This is a genomic window from Shewanella violacea DSS12 (genome assembly GCF_000091325.1).
GTDB classification, from domain to species: Bacteria; Pseudomonadota; Gammaproteobacteria; order Enterobacterales; family Shewanellaceae; genus Shewanella; species Shewanella violacea.
In genome coordinates, this window is record NC_014012.1 from 3,189,023 (window position 1) to 3,208,036 (window position 19,014).

The window sequence follows — 19,014 nt, forward strand, 5'->3', positions numbered from 1 at the left end:
CAAGGAAGTAAAAGTTTATGAAAATAGTCTCTTTTAATATCAATGGTATTCGCGCCAGACTGCATCAGCTCCAGGCGTTAATCGACGCCCACCAGCCTGATATCATAGGCCTGCAAGAAACCAAGGCACACGATGAAGTGTTTCCGGCTGCCGATGTCGAAGCCATGGGTTACAAGGTGCACTATCACGGCGGCAAGGCCCATTACGGCGTTGCCATGCTATCTAAGCTTGAGCCTATCAAGGTACAAAAAGGCTTCCCAACGGACAGCGAAGATGCTCAGCGCCGCATGATCATGGCAACCTTTACCCAAGAAAATGGCCGTCCGTTAACTGTACTCAATGGCTACTTCCCTCAGGGCGACAACATCAGCCACGAGACTAAGTACCCGGCCAAGCGTCAGTTCTATAAAGATCTGATGACCTACCTGAACGAGAACCACACGCCAGATGAAGATATCGCGATTATCGGTGACATCAACATCTCACCTATGGATCTCGATATAGGCATAGGCGAACCAAACGCTAAACGTTGGCTAAGAACGGGTAAGTGTAGCTTCCAGCCCGAAGAACGTGAATGGCTGAAGACTCTGATGGATTGGGGGTTAGTGGATACTTTCCGCGAGCTGCATCCCGAGCGCACCGAGCGTTATTCCTGGTTCGATTACCGCAGCAAGGGGTTTGTGGATAATCGCGGCCTGCGCATCGATGTAGTACTTGCGACTAAGTCACTCAATGAACGTCTGGTGGAATCCGATGTGGATTACGATCTACGCGCGATAGAGAAACCATCGGATCATGCGCCGATCTGGAGCTCGTTTAAGTAGTGCTTCCCCTACTCTACTAAAACCACATAAGAAGCAGATAAAGGTTGGTTACAGTGTAAATCACTGCGATAAACCTTTATCTGAGTGGATTCATTTCCCAAGTAGAATAGTTAAATTCAAACTTCATTCAACACATATTCGCCTTTAGTACCATTCCGAAACTGTTAGACGAATTAACATGTCTTTGGAACTAGCCACTGGTCAAAATTGATAATTCATAGACGCCTTATAATTTCTCCCAGGAAGACTCGATCCTTCGTCATCAGGCCACACCGAATAAGTTTCATCAGTTAAGTTCTCGACACCAAAACGAATATCTAAATCATCAATATAACTCGGCTGATACGTAAGGTATAAGTTGTGCAATTGATACCCTTCAGCATTCATCTCTCTTTCTAGTTGCCATTCTGGTAATCTGCTCATGTCCATCGAATAGCTTGATACACCCGATACACGCAATTCATCAAACATTTGCCAACTAAAGCCTAGATTAATCTTATCTTGTGGAGCCCTATCATAAGGTTCACGTTCATCGACAATTGTCCCCAGGTAATAGTCAGGCACCCCTTCTACATCCATTCTCACGCGGCTGTAATTGGCAAATAAATCGAAGTCCGCAATTTGATAACTAAGCTCAACCTCAAGCCCTTCTGAATATAGTTTACTGATGTTTTTACTGGAATAATCCCTGTGAGTCGCTTCTTCTGGGCTAGCAAATACTTTTTCATTACCTACTAACCGATACATGAATGGAGCACCATCGATAAAGTCCTGTACCTGGGTATCAAACCAGTTAAGCTTAAACACAAACTTGTCAGCCCAAAGAGTATCCTCAAAGATGAATCCAACACCAGCCTCTAGATTTTCACTTCGCTCGGCTTTCAAATCGGGTTGTGGTTCTCGATAACAGTTTTTAATGGGACGATGACAAGCCCAATTATCTGCCTTATAGAGTTCACGAATATTGGGGCCACGAAAGCCTTGATTGTAGCGCGCATATAAACGTAGCCAGTCCATGGGCCTTAAAGTGATACCAGCATTAAGTGACCATTGGCCATCTTGATTATTACCATACTCACTGTAATTATCTGAGCTACGGCGATAATAATCATAGCGGACACCTGTTTCAGTACTCAGCCAACTCTGCCAATGACTGTTGTTTAGCACACCCGCAGCAAAAGTATCTCCTCGACTCTTGCCATATAATTGCGACGTTATTTGTTCGAGATTATCCTTATTTTCATCTTCAAATTTTTGCTGCTCCCAGCTCGTAAAAATCACTGAGTCTGAAGTCATTTCATCCCAATCTTTAATGATGCGATTTTCAACGACTAAGCCATAAGTTTGATCTGTGAATTTTTCTGTATTATCAAAATTATAAGTTTTTGAAGGGAAGATAATATCGCCAGTTTGTAAGCGATCCTTATTATATTCTTGATAGTAAACACGGCTATTTAAGTTGATGAAATCAGAACTTGGATCATAGTTATAGCTAAATGTTTGACTGAACCTTCTCGCTGTTTCTTGTTCACTAATTGGCTGCTCATTCCAGCGAGATTGGTTACGAAATGGCAGATCCGCTACCTTAGACTCAGTATAGAAAGTATTGCTATCAAAAAGGCCGTAGTCAGACTCAAAACTGGCCTTAATACGAAAATCGTCACTCTCACCATCATTTTTTATGCTTGCTGTTTGACCGCGAACCGAACCATCTTCGTCTCTCAGATTGATATCGATATCACCAAAGCTACGTTTATTTGCATGTAATGCGAGAGCTACGTCTTTATTTGCATAAAAGGCTGTCAGTCCATAGTGTCGGGCGTTATTTGCATCGGCATATCCTCCACGGAGCAATACTCCGGAGCCAGCGCCGCCATAATCCCAACCACCTTTAGTGACGACTCGTATTTGACCACCTATGGCGCCACTCCCTTGTGTAACGCCATCAGCCCCCCGAGTGATCTCTACCGCTTTGACGATACTGGGATCTAAATCTAACGGGCTGACATAAGTACTTGTGCTACTGCCGTCGCTATATTGTTGATAATTGACACCATCCACAATTAAATTAACTCTTTCATTACCAAAGCCACGGATCATTATCTCACCGACTAATGGCCGGTCATTATTGGATATGCTAATACTAGGCGTCTGTTTGATAACGTCTGTTAACTCTTGAGCTTGTGTATCTTGAATATGTTTATCTGTGATAACAGTCATAGATCTAGGCACTTCAAGAGTCTGTTGTTGCATGTCGAGCTTAGTACCAATTATGACGATGACTTCAGTGTCAGGGTCGTGTGTTTTTTCTTCACCAATATCAAGCGTTTTAGCATGACTGCAGGGAACTATGCCTAAGAGCAGACAAAAACCAGTGAGCTTTTTCATAAACATCCTTATTGATTCAACTACTTGAAAAACACCTGCAATTTACTCTCAGGACAAACTAGATGCAAATGATTATCATTACATTTACAATTGTTACTCGCTGTAGCTCTTTTAATTTAACAAGCCTGTGTTAGCATTTGGTGTAATTAATATTAATCGAATGCAAATAGGAGAATGTTATGAAGTATTTTTATGGGTTACTTGCGGCGGCATTAATGAGTATATGTGTCCAGGCTAAAGTGCAAGAGTTTGGTGATCGAGTCGATGATTCTAACTTAGTTGAGATTTCAACAATTCTGGCCCAACCTGAAGATTATTTAAATGAACCTGTGACCATAGGTGGGACTATTATCGGTGTATGTGAGAAAAAGGGCTGCTGGATGGAACTCGCTTCTGATTCCAAATTTGAAAAGTTACGCATAAAAGTACGTGATGGAGACATGGTTTTTCCTGTTAGCACTAAGGGCCGTCAGGCAATAGCCAAGGGACAGCTAAATCCTATTCATTTAGACTTATCACAGACCAAACATTATTTGGCCATGCAGGCCGAACGTAAACATGAAGATTTTGAGCCAAACTCTGTGACTGAGGCGTTAACCCTTTATCAATTAGTGCCTAGTGGAGTTAAAATTCTTGATTAATCATATGGATATGAATTCAAAATATGGCTAACTGAAGGGGTTGCTGAATACCCCTGCTAGGCATACCTATGTGTGTTAGCCAACACCTCAGCCCCTCTATTTTAGATCGGCAAAGATCATATCACCTAGCTAGAATGGCATCACATGAACAACTTAGCGTCTCCTTAGGATACTAATTTGTCATCTTTAGTCATTATCGTTCACTTATCATTCTCTAAAAAGTAAGTAATAGTCGAGAGGCAGCGGCTAAATAATCCCTAATAAAAACTAAAATACGCGAAGTGTTAACTAGTCTCACTAGAAGACAGGAACGCGAACAAGCATTGAGGCAAGTATGGAAGCATCGTTTTGGAATGGTAAACGCGCCCCTGGGATCTCAGATTCCATCGACTTAGCACAATATGGATCGGCTATTGACGCCATCGAAGAGGCCTTTATCAAGTACGCAGATAAACCGGCATTTACCAGTTTGGGGCACACTCTCAGTTATCAAGAGATTAACCATTACAGTGCCGCATTCGCCCATTACCTGCAAAATCAAACCTCACTGGTCCCCGGTGATGCAATCGCCATCCAGATGCTCAATACCCTGCAATACCCAGTCGCCGTATTTGGTGCATTACGGGCGGGGCTGCGTATCGTCAATACTAATCCCTTGTATACCGAACCTGAGATGATTCATCAATTTAATGATTCAGGCGCCAAAGCCCTCCTGTGCATGGATATTTTTGCCAAGTCGGTTGAGAACATTCAGAAAGAGACCAGTCTCGAATTGATCATCACCACCAGCCTCGCCGATATGCTACCTAGGATGAAACGCGTGTTAATCAACTCCACCGTCAAACATATCAAGAAGATGGTGCCCAATTACCATCTGCCCCAGGCGGTATCATTCAGGAAAGTCCTGAAACAACATCTAGGCAAGGGCTTCACCCCGGCCCACCTCGATAAGCCAGACGACACCATAGTTCTGCAGTACACAGGCGGCACCACAGGTGTCGCTAAGAGCGCCGAGCTCACCAACACCAATATTATCGCCAATATGCTCCAAGCTGGCGTGGTGACACATCAGCATGATGAACACGGCAAACCTCTGCTGGGAGATGGCCAGGCCATCATGGTCGCCCCTTTGCCCCTGTACCACATCTACTCGTTTACCGTGCACCTGATGGCATTTTTCAGATTGGGCCAGCACAGCATACTTATCGCCAATCCCAGAGATACCGAGACCTTTATCAAGGCGATGAAACCTTTTAAGATAAACGGCCTGATGGGGCTGAACACCCTATTCGTTTCCCTGATGGAGAGCCCGAGTTTCAAGCTACTCGACTTTAGTGAGCTGAAATTCACTCTATCTGGCGGCACAGCGCTGATGGACGATACCGCCAAGCGCTGGAAAGCGCTCACAGGTGTTGGTATCTCAGAGGCTTATGGCCTGACCGAATGTTCACCCGCCGTCTGCATGAACCCGATTAACGGCTTAGAGCGATTAGGCACCGTAGGTCAGGCGATGCAGCACACGGCGCTCAAGTGTATAAATGTCCTAGGTGAAGAAGTACCCATTGGCGAGCGCGGCGAGCTCTGTGTCAAGGGCCCTCAGGTGATGAAAGGCTACTGGAATCGTCCCAAGGCCACCCGAGAGTCTTTCACCCAAGATGGGCAATGGCTGCTCACCGGTGATATCGCCATTATCGATGCAGATGGTTTCGTTAGCATAGTCGACCGGGTCAAGGACATGATCATAGTCTCTGGCTTTAACGTCTTTCCCAACGAAATTGAAGGCGTGGTAGCGACTCACCCGGATGTGGTTAACTGCGCCGCTATCGGTGTTGAAGATGCTAAAACCGGTGAGGCAGTTAAGCTCTATGTTGTCATACAAGATAATGCCTCCCTGACAGGAGAAGATATCAGGACTTTTTGCAAGAACAAGCTCACCGGCTACAAGATCCCGCGTCAATTTGAATTCAGGAGTGAACTGCCCATGTCGCCCGTGGGAAAAATTCTTAGGCGTAAGCTAAAAGATGACAACAGTGCAACAGAGGAAGCGAGAAAACGCAGCGCTTAGCAGCTTTTATTTCTGTATCGTTCTGAAGCGCCCCGGCGCTTCGCCCGTCCAACGTTTAAAGGCTCGCTGAAAAGCCGTCGGCGAGCCAAACCCTAACAGGTAAGCAATTTCACCTAAGGTTAACGCCGTATCCTGTACATAGCTTATGGCTAGAGTACGGCGGGTATCATTCAAGGTTTGTTGAAAACTGCCCCCCTCCTCCACAAGTTTGCGCCTCACGGTCCAGGGAGCCATATTCAGCTGCTGTGAGACTTGTTCCAGTGTCGGTGTACTTCCATCCAGCAAAGGGCCAATTGCTCGGCTGACTTTCTCATGAAAACTCAACCCCAAGCGCACTTTTTCCAGCTCTTCATCTGCGCCTCTTCTGAGTAACTCAAAGGTTGGCGCACTTCGATTGATACAAGACCAGGCTAATGCTTCGGCTTTGATGACGATATAGTTACTCGCTTGTTCAAACAGCACAGGGCAATTAAACAGCTCATGGTATTTTTCTGCATAAACCGGAGCTGGAAACTCGAAGCAGACCTTCTCAATCCCATCCTCCCTGCCAATGAGAGCTTGGATTACCTGACACCAACCAGACAAGACGGAGTCGACCACGAAATAATTGTAATCGTTATAGGGCTTGATGGAATAAAACATCAACACCCCTTGGCCTTGCTCTACGCCGTACTCTCGACTCAAGGCCAGGTACTTATCCTGCTCCATACCAAACGCCTGACTGACAAAGAATTGCGACTGGCCTCTGGAGTTATATTTATTGAGTAGCTCAAAGCTAGCTATCTGCTCACAGGCTTGTTTGAGATCTTGGGCGCTAAACGCCAATAAGCCAGCAATACCCAGATTAGTCGCTCTAGTGACCTCTCCCATGACTAGCCCAAACCAAGGTAAACCACAGGCTTGAATACAATCATGACCCAGCCGCATAAATTTAGGAATACTCACCCTGGCATCTGGGGACGATAAAGAGGTTGAATCGATAGAATATTTATCCAATATTTCATCGACCTCTACCCCAAGATGCGCCATCGCCTTGAGCATGATCTCGATATAAGAAACTGAAATGTCACCTAGTTTCATAATAAGCACCATCTTGACTATCTGTCATTATGCAAACAATAGTCATCAATTTGTAATCTTTAGTCATTGGCCAATCCTATCATTCGCTCTATCTTTAACCAAGAATAAATAATAAAAAGGAACAGAGATGAGCAACTCCTATCCACATTTAATGGCACCACTAGATTTAGGTTTTCGTACCATTAAGAATCGTAGCTTGATGGGCTCGATGCACACTAACTTAGAGGAAGCCCCCAACGGCTTCGAGCGTATGGCAGCCTACTACGCCGCACGGGCCGCTGGCGGCATAGGCATGATAGTCACCGGCGGTTTCGCCCCCAATATCGAAGGCGGCGGCATGCCCAATGCCACCATGATAGCCACAGATGAAGATATCGAGCAGCACAGGATAATCACCCAGGCCGTGCATAAAGAAGATGGCGTGATCTGTTTGCAAATCTTACATACCGGACGTTACGCCTATCACCCTAAGCTGGTGAGTTGCTCACCGCTACAGGCCCCAATCAACCAATTTGTGCCCAGAGAGCTAGATGAAGCTGGCATAGAGAAACAAATCCAGGACTTCGTCAACTGCGCCCTTAACTCACAGAAAGCCGGTTATGATGGCGTCGAAATCATGGGTTCTGAAGGTTACTTCATCAACCAATTCATCTGTAAACGCACCAATCACAGAACCGATCGTTGGGGTGGCAGCTATGAAAATCGCACCCGACTGGCGTTAGAGATAGTTCGCAGAACCCGTGAAGCGGTCGGTGAAGCCTTTATCATTATCTTCAGGCTCTCCATGCTCGACCTCGTCGAAGGTGGCAGCACCTGGCAAGAGGTTGTCGAACTGGCCAAGGGTATCGAAAAAGTGGGCGCGACGATTATCAACACAGGTGTTGGCTGGCATGAAGCGCGCGTTCCCACCATAGCCACCAGCGTCCCCAGAGGCGCCTTTGTCGAGCTGACCAAACGCATGAAACAAGAGGTCAGCATTCCACTTTGTACCACCAACCGCATCAATACCCCGGAAGTGGCCGAAGAGATCCTCGCCCAGGGAAATGCCGATATCGTCTCCATGGCCCGGCCTATGCTTGCTGACCCTGATTTCATGGTCAAGGCTCAAGCGGGGAAATCCGATGAGATCAATACCTGTATCGGCTGTAATCAGGCCTGTTTAGACCATATTTTTCAGATGAAACTCGTGTCTTGTCTGGTGAACCCTCAGGCCTGCCATGAGACCGAGCTGATAATAAAGCCCACCCTTGAGGTTAAAGAGATCGCCGTCGTTGGCGCCGGACCTGCGGGTCTCGCCGCGGCAACAACGGCAGCCAGACGAGGTCATAAGGTCACCCTGTTCGAGGCCGCCGATAAGATTGGCGGTCAGTTCAATATCGCCATGCAGGTACCGGGTAAAGAGGAGTTCAGCGAAACCATCAGGTATTTTAACAAACAACTCGAGCTTACCGGCGTCGATGTCAGGCTCAATACCAGAGCCTGCGAAGAGGACTTAATTGGATTCAATGAGGTGTTACTGGCAACTGGGATCATGCCTCGCCAATTGGATATCCCAGGAATTAATAGCGACAAAGTATTGAACTACTTAGACGTGCTAAGAGATAAAAAACCGGTAGGCAAGCGCGTGGCTATCATAGGCGCCGGCGGCATAGGATTCGACGTGGGTGAATACCTCTCCCATCAAGGACCGTCCACCAGCTTAGATAAAGACGCCTATATGAAAGAGTGGGGAGTGGATCTTAGCGGCTCGACGCCAGGCGGCTTAATCGAGCCACAATGTGAGCCCTCGCCACGAGAGATTTTTTTGCTGCAACGTAAAACATCGAAAGTAGGAGCAGGCCTAGGTAAGAGTACCGGCTGGATCCACAGAACCGTGCTGAAAAACAAGGGCGTTAAGATGCTCAAAGGCGTGCATTACCACAAGATTGACCATGAGGGACTGCATATCTCTGTCGATGGTGAAGAGCAAGTGCTCGAGGTGGATAACATCATCATCTGCGCCGGGCAAGACTCACATAGGGAGCTGCAAGCCAAGCTGGAGGCAAACAAGGTCAAGGTCACCCTGATTGGCGGCGCCGATATCGCTTCTGAGCTGGACGCGAAACGGGCCATTAAGCAAGGCACTGAGGTTGCTGCAGCACTTTAATTTTCAGGCTTTAGTGCTTGTATGAGTGTTTGAGTGTTTGAGTGTTTGAGAATTCAGGTGCTAGTTCCTAGGAACTAGCACCTTGTCTAAAAATATAAGATTAACTGGTTCTATATTGCTTCAAAATCCCATCTAAATCGGCAGATGAACGATGCAGTTCTGCAGCCAATGACAGCGAACGCTGCGCCGTTTGCTTTATCGTTTCTGACTGATCACGTATATCATTGAGTTGCATCGCTATATCACGTGCTGAGACACTCTGCTCCTCGGCTGAGGCGGCAATTTGTGAGCTCATATCGAACACGTCATTAGTCGATGCAGCCATAGAGTCCACGTCTTCTCCCACGGAGACGATAGCGACTCGCCCTAGATCAGCCTGATCGACTATCTCTTCTGTCACCCGAGTCAATTTAGTCGAACCAGATTGCAAACCTTCAATCATAGACTGAATCTCCACCGTTGCCTGCTGAGTTCGCCCAGCAAGGGTTCTCACCTCATCGGCAACCACGGCAAAACCTCGACCCTGCTCGCCGGCGCGAGCCGCCTCAATGGCTGCATTGAGAGCAAGCAGATTAGTCTGCTCAGATATGCTGTTAATTGTGGTGACTACGGCACCAATTTCAGAAGCATTATGAGACAACTGAGAGACCGAATCAGATGCTGCGCCAATCTTAGCCACCAGGCCAGAGATACGTTTAACCGCATCTGTGATACGCAGTTTGCTCTCTTCTGCTTGATAAGAGTTGGCCTTGGTCTGCTCCGAGGTATTAGCCGCGTTACGTGATACCTCTTCTATGGCGGCGGTCATTTGATCCATGGCAACGGCCACAGTATCTAAAAACTGATGCTGGAAACCAATCAAGTTGTCACTCTGAGTGGCTTGCTGATTAAATTCATCGGCGGCTTGAGCCAGAGTCGCGGCATTATTGCCTATCGCTATGACCATCTCACTCATATGATCTGCGTTACGGTCTATCTCGGTCGCTATCATACTGAAATCATCTTTACCGAAAAAATTAAGCCTTTGAGTGAGGTCGCCATCGGCCAAACGTTTAATCGCGATATACATATCCCATAAGCCACCGCCTAAGGAAGTTGAAATCCAATAGCTCAACTGGAACAGAGGCAGTAAACCCGCTAGTGCAATCCAGAATATAAAGTTAGCATGATTCAGCTCTTCAGCTTCCCAAACAGCCACATTGGTATTGAGCTGCAGATACTTACTGCCAACGGCTGAGGTGACAGTAACACTGTCCCTCTGACGGGATGAGTTCACACGGCTTACCACTTGTAAACCTTGCTCTGTGGCAAATCGTCTCAGGTCATTACCTTCAATGGCCTGGGAATTAGCTACAGCCGCAAAGGCATCAAGTTTAGCTTGCGCCCTGATTTGACTGCTCTGGTGTGTGTGCTCTTTTGCATAGTTCAAGTTGAACAAAGCAATACTGGCAGTGATCAGTGTCACCATAGAACAAACCAGCCAAAACTTACCGTTCAGGCTGAGCTTGATCATTAAGGCATCTATCGTTCTAAATTCAATTTGTTTCATCTTCTTTACCTAGTTCCTAGTTCAGCGAGCCACTCTTTAATAAACAAGCCAAGCTAACGATTTTAATCGTTAGTGGTCGTTTTAGCGGTGGCTTTAGTTGCAGTTGACGAACCCGTGAACCCGCACCATCTCTGAGGTAGGCTAACGAGTTGTCCAGTTAGTAAGGTCATGGAATAACCAAGCAGTGCGCCCAGTATTAATGCCGGCAGTATATTGGCTAGATCACCAGACATGGCGAAGGTAATACAGCAACCGATAAAGGCGCCGGGAATGAAGGCGAGTTTATGATAACTGGCCTGCAGGCACATGGCCCCGGTGACAATACCTGTGAGTAGATACCCCACAAGAGGCGACTCAAGATATCCACTTCCAGCAATGACAATCCAGGCCCAAAATACACCCGACAAGTTAGTTGCCCAACTCATGAGCACGCCTTGAAAACCAGATTTTGGTTGAGCGAAATAGGTACTACAGGCTAGAAAGCCTATCCAAGTGACTAGACTGAATGTATCGGCGATGCCGGCCCAAACAGCCGCAAGTAGACCCGCCGAAATGGCGACTTGCCAACGATTTTCCATGTATTGACCCCTCATTACATAGGAATAAGGCCAATTATTATTTTTTATTGGCCATTTTGTTGGATAAATTACTCCCTTTTGTAAAATAAAAATAGGATCTAACACGTAAAGTCAGTATTAACTGCTGCTTAATTGGGCTTATACGGCAATAAACAGACATAAAATCATGTTTAAGTCATTTTCACATCATGATTTTGCAGATAATGAAAATGAAGATTGTAGTAATAAGACTAAATTTTAATCAAGTTGCATTAAGGAATGCCCAATAGTGAAAAATGCCTAAGCTATCGCCCGACAGATTGAGGGCTCTTCGAGATCCATTCAGGTTTCATTATTTTATGATTTTATGATTTTATGATTTTATGATTTTATGATTTTATGATTTTACGAGAGATATCGACCCAGCCTATGGCCTAAACACAGCAGTGTGTAGCTAGGCGGTAGCCCCAGGATTCGGGAATAACTAACGCCACCACAGATGAATAGGTCATTCTGGCTAGGTTCTGTTTCTAAGTTTCTGGTTCTAAGTTGTAAGTTGTAAGTTGGAAGTTGGAAGTTGGAAGTTGGAAGTTTTAAGTTGGAAGTTTTAAGTTCTAGTTTCATTATTTTACGATTTTATGATTTTACGAGAGATATCGACCCAGCCTATGGCCTAAACACAGCAGCGTGTAGCTAGGCGGTAGCCCCCAAGATTCGGGAATAACGGCGGCATCACAGACAAACAAACCTTTGACTCGCGTCTCCAGGTTTTCGTCCACCAGCTCACCTATCTTGACGCTGCCACCAGGATGCGCGGCAAAGTGATGGCTATTAAATATCTTGGTCGCACCCGCTTCGGTGAGAATGTTCCGGGCAAGCTCAGTGCCATGTGCCAGTCTTAATTTATCATCTGAGCTCAGTGATTTATTCAGCCATTTCTGCGCTATCTTCCCGCCCAGATCATCTTTGACCTTCACCATGATAGTTAACGTCTTGTCATGGGCCATAAGCCTGTCTATGCGGCCCACCTGCGTCGCAAACGCCAAATACAGGGGCTTAGGCAGGGTAAGATCCGCAAGTGTGATACCTTCATGGCTCAAATGCATGCCGGCAGACATGGGGACCTCTTGGCCGCCTATCTGATCTGGATTACACTCCAAATCATTCACAGTTCCCATCACAGCAATCACAGGGTCGACAAAGTAATCTTTACCGGCCTGATCAAAACCGAATGAGTCTACACCCACAGATGCTAAACATGAGTTTTGCAATATCCTAGGTGAGCCCACGCCACCCGCCGCAAGAATGACCTTGTCCCCAAGTAGAGTATGCACACTACCGGCTTGATGGTATTCGACGCCTAGGACTCGACCGTCTCTGTGTAATACCCGCGTCACCTTAGCCTTAGTCACTAAGGTTGCCGCCCTCTTCATGGCCGAATCGACAAATTCACGGGCAGTCCATTTAGCATTAAAGGGGCAACCATAGGTACAGCGATGACAAGATGCACGGCACTTATCTATATGGACAAACTTCTGCAGCTTCTGCCAATTATACCCAAGAGACTGCGCCCCCAGACTAATCCGCCTGGCTAACGGGCCAATAAGATGATCGGGCAAGGTATTGATGGGCAGCGCTTTACTCATGGCCGCTAAGTCTTGTGTCAAGTCTATGCCGTATTTTTGAAACAAGGCTAGCGGCGGTGCCATGGCTGTCGCGAAGTTAATTGCCGAGCTGCCGCCAACGGTAATGCCTCGCATCAGCAGTGACATATCGGCATGCATCAAGGCCCCTTTTCCCGGAATTCCAGCAATCTTCACCATCTGCGACAATTGACCAGTCAGAGGCGCATCATCGCCCCATTCCAGCATCACCACAGATTGCCCGGATTCGGCGAGTTTTTTAGCCACACTTGCACCGCCCGGTCCAGTGCCGACGACGATGACATCGACTCTTGCTGTATCTGGCAGCTTGTCTCTATCAACCAAGTTGTGCATCCTCTAATTCAGTTAATTATTGATAATACGAGCTAAAGTAAAAAATGCCAGTCAGACTGACTGGCATTGCTATTTATAAACAAAGTCCGATAAATAGAGTGAGTTGTTACACCTTAAGCCGCTTGCTCACGGGTAAGTCCCGTATTCTCATTCCTGAGGCTGCGAAGATGGCGTTGGTTAGGCTAGGCGCGACCGGTGGAACCCCTGGCTCGCCCACACCCGCTGGCGGCGCATCGGACTCGATAATAATAATCTCGATTTCAGGACATTGAGGCATTCTCAACATGGGGTAGTCATGAAAGTTTGACTGCACTACCTTGCCTTCCTTAAAGTCAATTTCCCCCATCATGGCCAGACTCAAGCCAAACATTACCGCGCCTTCAGTTTGAGACTTAACCCTGTCAGGATTGACCACAGTGCCAGCATCTATGGCAGATATCGCCTTTAGCACTTTAAGTTGCTTATCCTTGGATACTTCCACTAACAAGGCCGTTGCTACAAAGGCGGTGAAACTTCTGTGGACCGCAAAGCCCCAGCCTTGATGACTAGCCGCAGCGCCTGCTTTTTTCATGGCTTGCTCTACCGCATCTATGACGCCGCGGTATCTGCCAATATCCACAGGATGACGGGCCAAGTCCTCGCCATAGTTACCGTATTTGAACCCTTGATTAGCAAAGGTCTCTTGGCGTATATCTCCAAGCAAGTCTTTCCACATCACAGTGCAGGGCTTTTTGGCTTGCACCGCTAACTCATCGACGAAACTTCCTATGCCGAAAGCATGCTGAATGTTGCACACTGAGCGCATCCAGCCTATGCGAGTATGGGCCTCGGCCTTAACGGCTTCACACCTGAGACTCTTGACCGCTAGCGGCACATCGACAAAACCTAAGTCCAGCTCCCAGCCCGCAGGATGATCTGCACCCTCTGAAAAAGTTGAGCCTATGCTTGGGAAACCTGAGCGCGCGAGTATCGCCTCAGGCATATTATCCTTGCCAAGTTTTGCCTGATAAAACTGGGCACTGATGGCGTGCAGATAACCATTTTGGATCTCATCTTCACGGCTCCAACACACCTTGATGGGCTTACCTGCTTTCTTAGACAATAAGGCCGCCTCGACGCAGTAATCAGGCTTAGATTTACGTCCGAAACCGCCGCCAAGCAAGGTGACATTCACCTTTACTTGCTCCTCTTTAAGCCCTAAAGCTGCGGCCACGTTCTGCTGTACGCTTTGTGGAGTCTGAGTCGATGCCCACACTTCACAAGCATCCTGAGTTACATTCGCCGTGGCTGATGGCGCTTCCATTGGTGCATGAGCAAGATAAGGCACGCTATACAGGGCGCTGATGGTGCTATCTTCAGGCCAATCTGTAACTTCATCTCCTTGCTGGCGCACCAAATTCCCAGGCTGACTGACCCGCTCTTTAAGCATATTAAGATACACTTGAGAGTCATGGCTGTCATTTTTAGAATCTGTCCATTGTATCTGTAATGCTTTACGGCCCTCGAGTGCACTCCAGCTATTAGTGGCAATAACCGCCACCCCACCTAAGGGATGAAACATGGGCGCACCTTTTGTCGCCGACAGTTGAATAACATCCACAACACCAGCCACTTTTCGCGCGGCGCTATCATCGAATGTTAACACTTCGCTGCCAAACACCGGGGGGCGAGTGATACTCGCACACAGCATGCCCTCAACCTGCACGTCATAACCGTATTGTGCCTTACCCGTGAGCATATCCTGCATATCGACGATAGCGTGGGACGCACCTATATGGGTGTAGTCTTTAGGAGATTTAAGGGTTAAAGACTCAGCATTGGGGAGCGCAAGTCTAGATGCTGCTAGCGCAAGCTCACCAAAGCTGGCACTCTTGCCCGATAGAGCATGAGTCACTCGGTTATTACTCGTCGATACTTGCGTTATCGCAACCTGCCATTTCTCTGCGGCGGCTTGTTCGAGCATGGTTCTGGCCATGGCTCCCATCTCACGCATCTTATCGAAGCCCTTACGTATACTGCGGGAACCATCGGTATTTTGGCTGCCATAACGCTTATCTGCCAGCCCCTGAACCACAACCACATTATCCCAGTCGGCACCTAATTCATCGGCCAGTACCTGAGCTATGCCGGTACGGATCCCTTGGCCCATTTCAGAACGGTGACAGGTCAGATACACCTTATTATCTTCGCCAATGGCAATAAATAAATTGAGGCGTGACTCTAGACTCTGGGCCATCACCATAGGGCTCCAACCTAGACCAGAGGCGCCCAATGCCAGGCCGCCTCCGGTGGCACCGAAAAGCTTAAGCACATCACGGCGGCTAAAATTCTGCGTAGCAGTGAACTTACTCATGCAATAACCTCCTGAGACTTTGTCTGCCCGGAAGCTAATTTAATGGCTGATTTAATTCGGCTATAAGTACCACAACGACAAATGTTCCCCGCCATGGCTTCATCGATATCACTATCATTTGGCTTGCTGTTTTGGCTTAACAGCGCCGCCGCCGACATCAATTGCCCAGATTGACAGTAACCACACTGGGGCACCTTGTGCTCGGTCCAGGCTTGCTTGAGTTTATTTGCCTCTAAGCCCTCTATTGTTGTCAGCTCTTTGCCTTGAACTTGGCTCAAACTGGTTAAGCAGGCTCTGGCAGGCTTACCGTCTACATGTATGGTACAAGCACCGCAAAGGCCAGCACCACAGCCATATTTGGTACCCGTCAGGCCCAGCATGTCACGCACGGCCCACAAGACTGGCATCTTAGGATCGGCGTCCAGCTGGAACAGCTTGCCATTAATTTTCAGTGTCAGGTAGTTATCAGACATTGCACACTCCTTGTTTGCCAATCACATCTAACGATGGGCATACTCTCTTAGTAAACCAGTTAGCAACTAGTTATTATTAAAATGCTTATTAGATTATTCTTATTAAAATATTGATTAGGAATCTTGTTGTGTCAGTGCTTTATTCGATGGACAAGCAGCTAGCCAGTCCTTCAACTCATCTCGGGTATCGATATCGAAAGAGGCACTCTCCATCTCTATAACTATGATATTGCCGCTTTTATAAAGGTCATTTAACACCGGCTTAGCCCCGCGATCACCGCTCAGTTTGAGTAACTGAGGATAATCGTCACGATGAAAAATGGCCGGCACCGACAAGGAGCCAAGATAAAAGCCGCAAACGCGAGTATTAGGCTGACATCTCGCCTTTATTAAGGAATGGAAATGCTCAGGCTGCAAGGCTACCTGATCAGCAAGTGAGATCATCAAAGACTCGGCGCCCACTTCTTGGGCGTGATCGACAGCGGCTTTAACTGAACTGGACATTCCCTGTTGCCACTGTGAGTTATAAATAAGTTTGGCATCATCCGGTAATACCGATGCCAACAGATCTGCATGGGCACCTAAGATGACCACAAGTTCGGCACCTAATTCGTCGCTAAATCCTTTAAGTTTGCGATAACTGTCTAACAACAGAGGAGTACCAATATCATCTATGGCCTGGGCAAGCTTAACGCCATTGAAACGCCGACTCTGACCAGCAGCCATCAAGACTATTAATGGAGGAGTCATAGTCTGTTTAGCCTTCTTAACTTCACCTTCATAGCTTCACCTTATAACATCAATTTTAACGGAGGAGTCATAGTCTATTTAACCTTCACAACATCACCTTATCGAGAGAGACCTGCTTGGCCTCATGAAATACGCCATGACACTGGGACAAGATACTCAAGGCAACTGATTCTGGTAACTCCCCGCCCAAGGCGATGCCCGCTGGTGCGGCAAATGAACAACTAAAGTCAGCTAACAACAAGCCAGCTTTTTCTAATACCTTATCCCGCCGATGAACAGGCCCTAATAAGGCTATATATTTGATTTTATCTGAGGCCTGACAGGCAAAGACTAATGCTTTGGCATCCAGCTCCAGATTGTGCTGCATGATGATAACGCCATCTAAGTTTTTAACGAAGTTATCGGGTAGATTTTCTATCGGATGTTTAACAATTTTGGCACCTGGAAAATCATAATTTCTACCATAGCTGGCTCGCTCATCAATAACATCTACCTGCCAACCTAAATTGAGCGCCATAGATACCATGGGCTGAGCATCGAGTCCGCCGCCAAAAATAGCCAGTCTAAATCTTGACCGCATAGGCACAACCAGTTCAATTATGTCGGTATGTAGCAAGCCTGCTACTTTGAAATCATCGACTGGAAATACTGCATCGGCATAGGAAATCAATTTAGCACTGACATTAATTTGATCTGTATTTTTTCTTGGCAATGTCAATTGATAAAAGAAGGGGTCGCCTTTATGTAACTGCTCGGCAAGCTGATGAAAATGTAGATAATGATTATCTCGGCTCAGTGGCACTAACATGAGATCTACGACGCCACCACAACCTAAATGATAACTGGCATCGGTTTCATCGCTAGCATCATATTGCACCAGTATGGCTTTTCTTTCCTGTATCGCCATTTGTGCATGACGTCTCAAGTCGCTCTCTAAACAACCACCACTAAGGATACCTATCGCTCGACCCAAGGGGTGAAATAGCATCATGGCACCGGGTTTTCGATAAGAGGAGCCTTGCACTTGGGTAATGATGGCGAGCACCCAGTCATCGCTAGGATCAGACTGCCAATGGAAGAGAATATCTTCAATATGATAGGACATATCCATGTGTCTCTATTGTTATAGATACAAAAAACTAAGCTAACAGAGATGTTTAACAGAGTGAATAGCCAATACATTTCAAAATATTTCAGTAAAAAGACATCTCAGTCTTAAAACTAAAGGAAGAATAAAAAATAGCCCCTAAATATAGGGGCTATTGATTGAGATTGAACTAAAACTGAAGCAAGGCATGCTTTACTAATAGCCTTGCATTACAGGCAATTCGACTGAGAACAAAGCCTGTTAAATGAGTTAGCTAAATAGCTGATCTGCCACGAAAGGGTTTTGGTCTCTCTCGGTACCTAAGGTCGAAATAGGACCGTGGCCTGGGACAAACTCCACATCACGGCCTAAAGGCCAAAGGTTTTTGGTAATTGAGTCTATCAAGTCTTGATGATTTGATTGAGGAAAGTCGGTGCGACCGATTGAGCCATGAAACAGCACATCGCCCACCCAGACAGTACGGCTAGTCGCAGAGAAGAAGACTATGTGTCCAGGAGTATGCCCCGGACAATGCAGTACCTCTAAGGTCAAGGAACCTAAAGTCACGGTATCACCGCTTGCAAGATATTGCGTCGGTGCAAATGGTTCACTATGTGCGAAGCCAAAATGCTTGCTCTGCTCTGGTAAATTATCTAACCAGAAACTATCAGCCTTGTGAGGACCTATGATCGGAATACCTGCATGATCAGCTAATTCCTTAGCAGCACCTACATGATCGATATGACCATGAGTCAATAATATCTTTTCCAGCTTAACGCCAAGCTTATCGACCTCAGCCAAGATTCGGTCCATATCACCGCCTGGATCCACAACGGCGGCCGCCTTGGTTTCGTCACACCAGATTAGGCTGCAATTTTGCTGAAAGGGTGTGACTGGAATAATCTGGTACTTCATGGGTTTCCGCCTAGGCTAACTGTCTATTTCGAGGATTTTAAAAGCGACTCTTTTATAAGAAGCCTAGTTATTGGGAACTGACATTCTTTATAAGTGCTCTATATATAATAAATTAAGGTTAAGCCAAGTTCACTCTTTTCTGACTTGGGCATACGCATAAATTGATCCAGATCTATTTATGCAGACCAT

General features: G+C 46.7%; 14 protein-coding genes. 4 read left to right on the forward strand and 10 right to left on the reverse strand.

Going from position 1 to position 19,014, the window contains the following annotated elements; genetic code table 11:
- The first annotated feature begins 17 nt into the window (after window positions 1-17).
- On the forward strand, window positions 18-824 hold the full coding sequence (gene xthA, locus SVI_RS13285) for an exodeoxyribonuclease III (RefSeq protein WP_013052084.1): 807 nt from the start codon (window positions 18-20) through the stop codon (window positions 822-824).
- A gap of 201 nt (window positions 825-1,025) precedes the next feature.
- On the opposite strand, the gene SVI_RS13290 is transcribed toward xthA, so the two are convergent.
- On the reverse strand, window positions 1,026-3,212 hold the full coding sequence (locus tag SVI_RS13290; protein WP_172634438.1) for a TonB-dependent receptor domain-containing protein: 2,187 nt from the start codon (window positions 3,210-3,212) through the stop codon (window positions 1,026-1,028).
- A gap of 179 nt (window positions 3,213-3,391) precedes the next feature.
- Here SVI_RS13290 and SVI_RS13295 point away from each other — a divergent pair, with 179 nt between their 5' ends.
- Window positions 3,392-3,853, forward strand: a complete 462-nt coding sequence (locus SVI_RS13295) for a DUF4920 domain-containing protein (RefSeq protein WP_013052086.1) — start codon at window positions 3,392-3,394, stop codon at window positions 3,851-3,853.
- Between the two features lie 334 nt (window positions 3,854-4,187).
- Window positions 4,188-5,918: an AMP-binding protein gene (locus tag SVI_RS13300; RefSeq protein WP_013052087.1), complete on the forward strand. Its 1,731-nt coding sequence runs from the start codon at window positions 4,188-4,190 to the stop codon at window positions 5,916-5,918.
- Window positions 5,919-5,924: 6 nt separating this feature from the next.
- Here SVI_RS13300 and SVI_RS13305 read toward each other — a convergent pair whose 3' ends face one another.
- The gene (locus tag SVI_RS13305; protein ID WP_041419944.1) at window positions 5,925-6,998 is read right to left on the reverse strand and encodes an AraC family transcriptional regulator; all 1,074 of its coding nucleotides are present in this window, start codon (window positions 6,996-6,998) and stop codon (window positions 5,925-5,927) included.
- 127 nt (window positions 6,999-7,125) lie between these two features.
- Between SVI_RS13305 and SVI_RS13310 the strand changes: the two genes are divergently transcribed.
- A complete protein-coding gene (locus SVI_RS13310; RefSeq protein WP_013052089.1) occupies window positions 7,126-9,144 on the forward strand; it encodes an NADPH-dependent 2,4-dienoyl-CoA reductase in 2,019 nt (672 codons plus the stop codon).
- A 100-nt stretch (window positions 9,145-9,244) separates the two neighbouring features.
- Here SVI_RS13310 and SVI_RS13315 read toward each other — a convergent pair whose 3' ends face one another.
- The 8 genes from SVI_RS13315 to SVI_RS13350 form a co-directional block, all read right to left on the reverse strand.
- Window positions 9,245-10,693, reverse strand: coding sequence for a methyl-accepting chemotaxis protein (locus SVI_RS13315; protein ID WP_013052090.1), 1,449 nt, complete (start codon window positions 10,691-10,693; stop codon window positions 9,245-9,247).
- Window positions 10,694-10,755: 62 nt separating this feature from the next.
- On the reverse strand, window positions 10,756-11,271 hold the full coding sequence (locus SVI_RS13320) for a DUF1097 domain-containing protein (RefSeq protein ID WP_013052091.1): 516 nt from the start codon (window positions 11,269-11,271) through the stop codon (window positions 10,756-10,758).
- Between the two features lie 623 nt (window positions 11,272-11,894).
- Window positions 11,895-13,247, reverse strand: a complete 1,353-nt coding sequence (locus tag SVI_RS13325) for a GMC family oxidoreductase N-terminal domain-containing protein (protein ID WP_013052093.1) — start codon at window positions 13,245-13,247, stop codon at window positions 11,895-11,897.
- Between the two features lie 106 nt (window positions 13,248-13,353).
- The gene (locus SVI_RS13330) at window positions 13,354-15,600 is read right to left on the reverse strand and encodes a xanthine dehydrogenase family protein molybdopterin-binding subunit (protein WP_013052094.1); all 2,247 of its coding nucleotides are present in this window, start codon (window positions 15,598-15,600) and stop codon (window positions 13,354-13,356) included.
- A complete protein-coding gene (locus tag SVI_RS13335; protein ID WP_049791101.1) occupies window positions 15,597-16,073 on the reverse strand; it encodes a (2Fe-2S)-binding protein in 477 nt (158 codons plus the stop codon). The genes SVI_RS13330 and SVI_RS13335 overlap by 4 nt, the downstream gene beginning before the upstream one ends.
- Window positions 16,074-16,187: 114 nt before the next feature.
- Window positions 16,188-16,823 carry a nucleotidyltransferase family protein gene (locus SVI_RS13340; RefSeq protein ID WP_013052096.1) on the reverse strand — a complete coding sequence of 212 codons (636 nt, stop codon included), beginning with the start codon at window positions 16,821-16,823 and terminating at the stop codon, window positions 16,188-16,190.
- A gap of 85 nt (window positions 16,824-16,908) precedes the next feature.
- The gene (locus tag SVI_RS13345) at window positions 16,909-17,928 is read right to left on the reverse strand and encodes an XdhC family protein (protein WP_041420363.1); all 1,020 of its coding nucleotides are present in this window, start codon (window positions 17,926-17,928) and stop codon (window positions 16,909-16,911) included.
- A gap of 252 nt (window positions 17,929-18,180) precedes the next feature.
- Window positions 18,181-18,825 carry an MBL fold metallo-hydrolase gene (locus SVI_RS13350; protein ID WP_013052098.1) on the reverse strand — a complete coding sequence of 215 codons (645 nt, stop codon included), beginning with the start codon at window positions 18,823-18,825 and terminating at the stop codon, window positions 18,181-18,183.
- Between the last annotated feature and the right edge of the window lie 189 nt (window positions 18,826-19,014).